General features: G+C 69.2%; 8 protein-coding genes and 1 pseudogene. 7 read left to right on the forward strand and 2 right to left on the reverse strand.

Features of this window, described 5'->3' with window-relative positions:
* Both AX669_RS02235 and AX669_RS02240 read right to left on the reverse strand, forming a co-directional pair.
* A pseudogene (locus AX669_RS02235) lies at positions 1-470 on the reverse strand (hypothetical protein); the annotation flags it as partial.
* A 46-nt stretch (positions 471-516) separates the two neighbouring features.
* The gene (locus AX669_RS02240; protein ID WP_082740501.1) at positions 517-807 is read right to left on the reverse strand and encodes a hypothetical protein; all 291 of its coding nucleotides are present in this window, start codon (positions 805-807) and stop codon (positions 517-519) included.
* 62 nt (positions 808-869) lie between these two features.
* On the opposite strand from AX669_RS02240, the gene AX669_RS02245 reads away from it, so the two are divergent.
* The 7 genes from AX669_RS02245 to pstA all read left to right on the forward strand — a co-directional run.
* On the forward strand, positions 870-1553 hold the full coding sequence (locus tag AX669_RS02245) for a response regulator transcription factor (protein ID WP_006946497.1): 684 nt from the start codon (positions 870-872) through the stop codon (positions 1551-1553).
* 103 nt (positions 1554-1656) lie between these two features.
* Entirely contained in the window at positions 1657-2577 is a 921-nt protein-coding gene (mshD, locus tag AX669_RS02250; protein ID WP_062256284.1) for a mycothiol synthase, read from the forward strand.
* Between the two features lie 10 nt (positions 2578-2587).
* Positions 2588-4900, forward strand: coding sequence for an RNA degradosome polyphosphate kinase (locus AX669_RS02255; protein ID WP_062256287.1), 2313 nt, complete (start codon positions 2588-2590; stop codon positions 4898-4900).
* Positions 4897-5856: an NUDIX hydrolase gene (locus AX669_RS02260; protein WP_062256289.1), complete on the forward strand. Its 960-nt coding sequence runs from the start codon at positions 4897-4899 to the stop codon at positions 5854-5856. Before AX669_RS02255 ends, AX669_RS02260 begins: the two co-directional genes overlap by 4 nt.
* A 169-nt stretch (positions 5857-6025) precedes the next feature.
* Complete coding sequence (gene pstS, locus AX669_RS02265; RefSeq protein ID WP_062256292.1) at positions 6026-7177, forward strand: phosphate ABC transporter substrate-binding protein PstS; 1152 nt, start codon at positions 6026-6028, stop codon at positions 7175-7177.
* A 120-nt stretch (positions 7178-7297) separates the two neighbouring features.
* Positions 7298-8332 (forward strand): phosphate ABC transporter permease subunit PstC, encoded by a 1035-nt coding sequence (gene pstC, locus AX669_RS02270; RefSeq protein ID WP_038569351.1) that lies wholly within the window; start codon positions 7298-7300, stop codon positions 8330-8332.
* Positions 8329-9107: phosphate ABC transporter permease PstA (gene pstA, locus AX669_RS02275; RefSeq protein ID WP_062256295.1), on the forward strand; the 779-nt coding region annotated here is incomplete at its 3' end. The genes pstC and pstA, both read left to right, overlap by 4 nt.

Genomic DNA, 9107 nt, shown 5'->3' on the forward strand with positions numbered 1-9107 from the left:
AGCGTCGCGAGGCCTGTGGCGAGCATGAGGTGACGCGTCTGCGACGAGTCGGCGGCATCGATGAAGTAGGCGCCGGCCCCGAGCACGCCGAGGCCGAGCGCCGTCCCGGCGAGCGTCATGACGAGGCGCGGACGCCCGTCCTGGCGCAGCAGTTGGTGCAGGAAGCTCGCGATGAGACCGACACACAGGACGGCACCGGCCCACCGCGTGCGGTCTCCGACATCGCTGGCGAGCATCGTGACGGCCAGGGCGGCGGCGGTGCCCACGAGCACCGACGAGGTACCGCGCGGGCTCGGCAGATCGACGAGGCGTGGCCACCCACAAGCGAGCCCACACCCGAGTACCACGAAGACGAGCGCGATCAGCGTCACCGGCGCGAAGGACGCCGCGCAGATCGCGGCGGACGCAACAGCTCCGGCGCACGCGCCGGAGGCGCGCATCGACGGCGTCGGTGGTTTGGCGGAGGTCACGCGCCCATCCTCGCATCCCGCGCGCCGGTGCTCATCCCCTGACGGCTCATCCCCCGACGAACGGGGGCAGCACCTCGACGACGTCTGACGGCTCGAACGAGGCGTCATCGGCGAGGCGACGGCCGCCGTGCAGCAGGCTGCAGCGTGCGAGCACGGCCTCGATGTCGGGGTGGGCCCGCATGATGAGCGCGCGTACGTCGCGGCCGGTGAGCTCGGGGCTCTGGCGCGCCTCACCCACCGCGAGCGGCAGGTTCTCCTCGTCGCACCCGGCGGCCTGCGCCGCACCCGCCCAGTAGCGCACCCGCACATTCGGGCGAGCGTCTACGTCTGTCGTCATCCGATGTTCCATCCTTCGACCATGCTCCGGCAGCCTCTCCACGCTAACCGTAGTCTTGACGCGTGGCGCACCTCCTGCTTCTGACGACGGCTCGCGGCGCGAGCGTCGAGGTGCTTCCTGCGCTGGGGCTGCTGAGCCACCGGGTGCGCGTGAGCACGCCCGACCCGGAGCGGCTCGCCGCTCCGCTCGACGCCGACGTCGTCATCGTCGACGCGCGCACCGACCTCGTCGCGATGCGCGGCGTCACCCGCATGGTCGAGGCCGCGTGGCCGGGTACGCCCGTCCTCGCCATCTTCACCGAGGGCGGCCTCGTCGCACTGACCCCCGAGTGGTTGATCAGCGACGTGGTCCTCGATGTCGCGGGCCCCGCCGAGGTCGACGCCCGCATCCGTCTGGCTCTGGCCCGCGCCGGTTCGCAGCCCGACGAGGCGAACACGCAGATCACCGCCGGCGACCTCGTCATCGACGAGGAGTCGTACTCGGCGCGGGTGCGTGGGCGGTCGCTCGACCTCACCTACAAGGAGTTCGAGCTGCTCAAGCACCTCGCGCAGCACCCGGGGCGGGTCTTCACCCGCGCGCAGCTGCTGCAAGAGGTCTGGGGCTACGACTACTACGGCGGCACGCGTACCGTCGACGTCCACGTGCGACGGTTGCGGGCCAAGCTCGGAGCCGAGCACGAGACGTCGATCGGCACGGTCCGCAACGTCGGGTACCGCTTCGTCGATGGTGGCGTGAACGGCGCGTGACGCTTCCGTGCGGGCCGACGCGAGCAGCGCTCCCGGCGCGATCTTGGCTTCTGCATCTCCCGTCGTTCCGCGGTTGTCACCCGTGCGCGCTAGCGTGAACGCCATGAAGATCGACGCACAGAACCTCGACGTCCACCCGGCCCGCCCCGACGAGGTCGACGCCGTGCTGGCGCTCGCGCGCTCCGCGGCGAAGAGCGACGGTGTGGCTGCCCTCAACGAGGAGTCGCTGTTCGCGCTGGAGCGCCTCGCGCCACCGGCCCGCGTCCTCGTCGCCTCCCGGGAGGGCTCACCGGTCGGCGTGCTCGTCGACGCGCAGTCAGATGCAAGCGGATGCGATCTCGTGACGGCGCCCGACGCCCGCCGCGCGGGTGTCGCACGGGCTCTGCTCGTGGCCCTGGACGAGTCCAGGAGCGATACTGCGACGCCCGTACGCGTTTGGGCCCACGGCGATCTGCCCGCTGCCCAGGCGTTCGCTGCGAGCCTCGGTGCGCGCAAGGCGCGCGAGCTGTGGCGCATGACGCGTCCGCTCACCGCCGACGAGACGTTCGACGTCGCCCTCCCCGCGGGTCTGGTCGCGCGCGGTTACGACGGCAGCGAGCGCGAGGCGCAGGCCTGGGTCGATCTCAACGCGCGCGCCTTCGCGCATCACCCCGAACAGGGGCGCATGACGCTCGCCGACTTCCGCGAGCGCGAGGCGCAGGAGTGGTTCGACCCGGCGGGTCTGATCCTCGTGTGGGACGAGGCGAGCGGAGAGCTCGTCGCCTCACACTGGACGAAGCACGAGCCGGGCGACGAGGCCGGCGAGGTGTACGTCGTCGCGGTCGCACCCGAGTGTCAAGGACGAGGCATCGCCGGGCCGCTCACTGCCCTCGGCCTGGCTCACCTGCGTGACGCGGGGGCGAGCAGCGTCGAGCTCTACGTCGAGGGCGACAACGAACCGGCCAAGGCCACCTACGCGCGGCGTGGGTTCGTCCGTGCTGCCCACGACGTGATGTACGTCCACACGCCTGCCCGGGCGATGTGAAGATAGAGCCATGAGCACTGCGCCCAAGACCGCCGCCTCCAAGGAACCGCAGGATGCGGGCCGCGCCGACGACTCGGCGCCCGAGACCACTCCCTCGTCTCCGTCGACGGCCGTCGCTCGGTTCAAGCCACGCGCGGCCTCTCGTCCACGCAACGTCGCGCGCTCGGCGGCCACGACGGAGAAGGCGAAGTCGACGAAGACCGCCTCTGCTGACGAGCCGGAGCTGCCCGCAGACCGTTTCCTCGACCGCGAGATGTCGTGGCTGCAGTTCAACGAGCGCGTCCTGCAGCTGTCGACCGACCCGAACGTGCCGCTGCTCGAGCGCGCCCGCTTCCTGTCGATCTTCTCCTCGAACCTCGACGAGTTCTTCATGGTGCGTGTGGCGGGCCTCAAGCGCCGCATCGCCGCCGGCCTCGCGGTGCGCTCGGCGTCCGGTCTCGAACCGCGTGAGCTGCTCGACGACCTGACGCGCGCCTCGCACGACCTCATGGATCTGCACGCCGGCATCTTCCATCGCCAGGTCCGCCCGGCCCTGGAGGAGGAGGGCATCCGCCTGCTCAAGCTCTCGCAGCTGACGGACGCAGACCGTGACTACCTGGGCACCTACTTCGAGGCGCAGGTCTACCCCGTCCTCACCCCGCTGGCCGTCGACCCGGCGCATCCTTTCCCGTATATCTCGGGCCTGTCGGTCAACCTCGCGGTGCTGCTCATCGACCCCAAGACGGGCCGCGAGCACTTCGCTCGCGTGAAGGTGCCGCCGTTGCTGCCACGCATGGTCAAGCTGCCGACGGGCGAAGGCGAGGACCCGCTGTACGACGCGCGCTTCGTCACCCTCGAGGACGTCATCGCCGAGCATCTCGACGTGCTGTTCCCCGGCATGGAGGTGCACGAGCAATTCACCTTCCGCGTCACGCGCAACGAGGATCTCGAGGTCGAGGAGGACGACGCCGAGAACCTGCTCACTGCCCTCGAGAAAGAGCTGACGCGACGCCGCTTCGGCGCGGCGGTGCGTCTCGAGGTCGCCGACGACATGGACGATCACGTCCTCGACCTGCTGACGCGTGAGCTGGGCGTCAGCGACGACGAGGTCTTCCGCCTGCCCGAGCCGCTCGACCTGCGCGGCCTCGGTGACATCGCCGATCTCGACCGCAGCGAGCTGCAGTGGCCGCGGTTCATGCCGAAGACCCACCCGCTGCTCGCGCCGGTCGAGCGCTCCGAGGCCCCCGACATCCTCGGCGCGATGCGTTCGAGCGACATCCTGCTGCACCACCCCTACGACTCGTTCTCGACGTCGGTGCAGGCGTTCGTCGAGCAGGCCGCAGCCGACCCAGACGTGCTCGCCATCAAGCAGACGCTGTACCGCACGAGCGGCAACTCGCCGATCATCTCGGCACTCATCGACGCAGCGCAGGCCGGCAAGCAGGTGCTCGCCGTCGTCGAGATCAAGGCGCGCTTCGACGAGGAGAACAACATCACGTGGGCGCGCAAGCTCGAGCGCGCGGGCGTGCACGTCGTCTACGGCATGGTCGGGCTCAAGACGCACGCGAAGCTGTGCCTCGTCGTGCGGCATGAGGGCGACGGCATCCGCCGCTACTGCCACGTCGGCACCGGCAACTACAACCCCAAGACGGCTCGTCTCTACGAGGACCTCGGGCTGCTCACGACCGACCCCGACGTGGGCGAGGACCTGGGCCGGCTGTTCAACCAGCTGTCGGGCATGGCGCCGCGCGCCAAGTTCAAGCGCCTTCTCGTGGCGCCGCGTTCGGTGCGTTCCGGTCTGATCGAGCAGATCGACCGGTGCATCGAGGCGGCCAGGGCCGGCAAGGCCGCGAGCGTGTCGCTCAAGGTCAACTCTATCGTCGACGAGCAGATCATCGACGCCTGCTACCGCGCCTCGCAGGCCGGGGTGAAGGTCAACGTCCTCGTGCGCGGCATCTCCGCGCTGCGTCCGGGCGTGCCCGGGCTGAGCGAGAACATCGAGGTGCGCTCGATCCTCGGGCGCTTCCTCGAGCACAGCCGTGTGTTCGTCTTCGACGTCGAGGGCCAGGAGCCGATCGCCTACATCGGCAGCGCCGACATGATGCACCGCAACCTCGACCGCCGCGTCGAAGCGCTCGTGCGGCTGACGGACGAGCGTCAGGTCGCGACGGTCGTCGACGTCGTCGCCACCGGCATGAGCCCGCAGACCTCGTCGTGGCGTCTCGACGCCGAGGGCCGCTGGATCCGGGAGAACCTCACGCCCGACGGCGCGCCGAAGAACGACTACCAGGCCGATCTGATCGAGGCGTACTCGAAGCGTCGTCGCAAGGCCCGCCGGCGGTGACGCGCGGCAAGAACCCCGAGCTGGTGCCTGCTGCCGGGGCGCTCGTGTGGCGCCGCCGCCGCAGCGGCATCGAGGTGGCGCTCGTGCACCGTTCGCGTTATGACGACTGGTCGTGGCCGAAGGGCAAGCTCGACCCCGGTGAGACGTTCGCTCAGGCCGCTGCGCGTGAGGTGCTCGAGGAGACGGGGCTGCGGGTGCGTCTCGGCATCCCCCTGCCCGAGCTCGTCTACGGCCTCGACAACGGCGCGACGAAGCTCGTCCGGTACTGGGCCGCCCAGGTCGTCGGCGGCAGCGGAGTGCTCGAGCACGAGGTCGACGAGGTGCGCTGGCTCGACGTCGAGACGGCTCGACGCACGCTCAGCTACGCACGCGATCGCATCCCCCTCGACGCCCTGCTCGAAGCCGAGCGTGACGGCCGCCTCGAGACGTGGCCGCTGCTGCTCGTGCGTCACGCCCACGCCCAGGCACGCGCCGCGTATCGGGGTGACGACGACGCCCGCCGCCCGCTGAGCGAGCGCGGCCGCGCACGGGCCGCTGCGCTCGTCCCCGTCCTCGGCGCGTGGGCTCCTGAGCGCGTCGTGTCGTCGTCGTCGACGCGGTGCGTGCAGACGGTCAAGCCGTTCACGTCCGCGAGCGGGACGCGGTTGCAGACTAAGAGCGCGCTGTCGGAGGAGACCTTCGCCGCTCGTCCTGAGAAGGCCGCCCGCCAGTTGACGCGCGCCCTCGAGCGCGCCGATGCGACGGCGTTGTGCACTCACCGCCCCCTCATCCCCGATCTCGTCGCGGGGTTGTCCGCACTCGCGCCGACCGGGTCGGCGACGCGTCGCTGCCTCGGCCACATCAAGGCGCACGGGATGGATAAGGGCGAGGTGCTCGTCTGCCAGGTCCTCGGTGGCGGCCAGGAGGCGCAGATCGTCTCGGTGGAGCGGTTGCGCACCCCACCCCTGGAACGCTGAGCACCGATTCCGACCGGCAATCTCCCACTGCCCCAAGGCCTCTCACACCCCTCAGACTGCGTTCACTCAACGTTTACCTCGAAGGGGGATTCGCGACACGTGAACGACCTAGGTTCCAAGCGTCCAGGCACGTGCCCGGAAATACTTTGTGACGAGAGGTCTGTATCCCGTGAAGATCACGAGCATCGCCCGCATCTCCGGCGTCGCGCTGGCCAGCGCCTTTGCCCTGTCCGCCTGTGGCAGCGAGTCGTCCGACTCCGCCACCGACGGCGCCAAGTCCGCAGGCTCCAGCGCGACGGACGCCGCCAAGTCCGGCGGTGACTCGGGTTCGGCCGACTGCGGCAAGAAGGACCTGAAGGCCGAGGGTTCCTCCGCCCAGGACAACGCGATCCAGGACGCCATCGAGAAGTACGGCAAGACCTGCGAGAACAACGTCACGTACAACGCGACCGGTTCCGGCAACGGCATCAAGCAGTTCATCGCCGGCCAGGTCAACTTCGCCGGCTCCGACTCCGCGCTCAAGACGAAGCCGAAGGACGGCAAGATCGAGACCGACGAGGCCAAGACGGCCTGCGGTTCCGAGGCCTGGAACATCCCGATGGTGACCGGCCCGATCGCCGTCTCGTACAACCTGAAGGACGTCAAAGACCCGATCACGCTGACGCCGGCCGTCCTCGCCGACATCTTCAACGGCAAGATCACGAAGTGGAACGACCCGGCGATCGCCGCGGTCAACAAGGGCGTCACCCTGCCGGCCAAGGACATCAAGGTCTTCTTCCGCTCGGACGAGTCGGGCACGACGGAGAACTTCACGAAGTACCTCGCCGCCTCCGCGAAGGACAAGTGGACGGCCGAGCCCGGCAAGAAGTGGACGGGCAAGGGCGAAGGCAAGGCCAAGACGGCCGGCGTGACCTCGTCCGTGAAGTCGACCGACGGTGGCATCACGTACGCCGAGTGGTCGGCCGCGAAGGACAACGAGCTGCAGGTCGCGAAGATCGACAACGGCGCGGGCGCCGTCGAGCTGACCGGCGCCTCGGCGTCCAAGGCCATCTCTGCCGCGAAGATCGACGGCACGGGCAACGACCTGCGCCTCAAGCTCGACTACGCGACGAAGGAAGCGGGCGCCTACCCGATCGTCCTCGTCACGTACGAGGTCGTCTGCTCGAAGTACAAGGACGCCGAGATCGGCAAGTCCGTGAAGTCGTTCCTCACCTACTTCGCCGGCGACGACATCCAGAAGAACCTCGAATCCCAGGGTTACGCGCCGCTGCCGGCCGACATCCAGGGCAAGGTCAAGACGGCCGTCAACGCCATCCAGTGACGCACAGCGCCTGACGGGGTGCTCGGGCGCTTCGGCGCCCGAGCACCCCGTCTGCGCGTCGGAGCGAGTCCAAAGTCTCGCGTTCCACCCGTACCAGCTCGAGCAGAGGCAGGAAACCTCATGAGTTCAATCACCGGCGTCTCGGTGGCCGACGCACCCGGCCCCGACGACGGTCACACCCCCGGGGAGGGCCCCGGCGAACGCGCCCCCTCCGGTGACCGCGCAGCGACGGGCCGCAGGGGCGACATGATCTTCGGTGGCCTCGCGCGCGGCGCGGGCCTCCTCGTCGTCGTCCTCGTCGCGCTCGTCGGAGCCTTCCTCGTCATCCAGGCGGTTCCCGCCATCATGGACGACCACTCGAACTTCCTCACCTCCCAGGACTGGGACGTCGACTCGAGCCCGATGCACTTCGGCATCGCCCGCCTGCTGTGGGTGACGGTCACCTCCTCGGTGCTCGCCATGCTCATCGCCGTGCCGCTCGCCGTGTGCATCGCGCTGTTCCTCACGCAGTACGCGCCGAAGTGGCTGGCGAAGCCGGGCGCTGCGCTCATCGACCTGCTGGCGGCCGTGCCGTCCATCGTCTACGGCCTGTGGGGCGTGTTCACCGTCGGTCAGTACTTCGACCCGGTGGCCAAGGTCATCCAGGACGTGCTGGGCTGGTGCCCCCTGTTCGCCAAGACGGACACCTCCCCCGCGAGCACCATCGCCTTCGTCTCGATCATCCTCGCCATCATGATCCTGCCGATCATCACGGCCCTGACGCGTGAGGTCTTCGCGCAGACGCCGCAGGCCCACAAGGATGCGGCGACGGCGCTCGGCGCGACGAAGTGGGAGGTCATCCGCACCGCGGTGCTCCCCTTCGGCAAGCCCGGCATCATCAGCGCGTCCATGCTCGGCCTCGGGCGCGCGCTCGGTGAGACCGTCGCCGTCATGATGATCGTCTCCGCCCTCAACGGCAGCGAGGGTTGGAACTTCTCGATCTTCAAGGGCGGTGAGACCTTCGCCTCGAAGATCGCCAACAACGCCGGCGAGTTCGACAACCCCTCGAAGACGGGGGCCTTCATCGCGGCGGGCCTCGTCCTGTTCATCCTGACGTTCGTCGTCAACGCGATCGCCCGTGTCGTCATCGAGCGCAGGAAGGCGTTCACCGAATGAGCACCGCAGCCCACTCCCTCGAGAAGAACCCCGCTCCCGAGCCCCGGTCGAAGAACTCGCTCTCCGGCAAGGGCCAGTCCGGCGGCCGCGCGACGAAGAACACGATCGCCACCGTCGTCATGTGGGCCGCGTTCCTCGTCGCCCTCGTACCGCTGGTGTGGATCATCGCCACCGTCATCATGAAGGGCGGCGAGCTGCTCCTGCACGTCGACTGGTGGACGAAGAGCCAGCGCGGCGTCGGCCGCCGCGAGGTCGCCGGCGGCGCCGCCCACGCCATCCAGGGCACCCTCATCCAGGCCTTCGTCACGGCTCTCATCGCCGTGCCGATCGGCGTGATGACCGCCGTCTACCTCGTCGAGTACGGGCGCGGCCGTGCCGCGAAGATCGTCAGCTTCATGGTCGACATCCTCACCGGTGTCCCCTCCATCGTCGCCGCGTTGTTCGTCTACGCCGTCTGGGTGACGACGTTCGGCTTCGACCGCATCCCGTTCGCCGTGTGCCTGGCGCTCGTGCTGCTCATGGTTCCCGTCGTCGTGCGCTCCACGGAGGAGATGTTGAAGCTCGTGCCGAACGAGCTGCGCGAGGCCGCGTACGCCCTCGGCGTGCCGAAGTGGAAGACGATCCTCAAGATCGTTCTCCCGACGGCGTTCTCCGGCATCGTCACCGGTGTGCTGCTCGGCCTCGCCCGCGTCATGGGCGAGACGGCACCGCTCATCATCCTCGCGCCGTACTTCAAGTCGCTGTCGACGAACCTGTTCGGCGGCCTCATGGGCAC

Origin of the sequence: Dermacoccus sp. CCH2-D9, assembly GCF_001556795.1 — a bacterium.
Taxonomy (GTDB): Bacteria; Actinomycetota; Actinomycetes; order Actinomycetales; family Dermatophilaceae; genus Dermacoccus; species Dermacoccus nishinomiyaensis.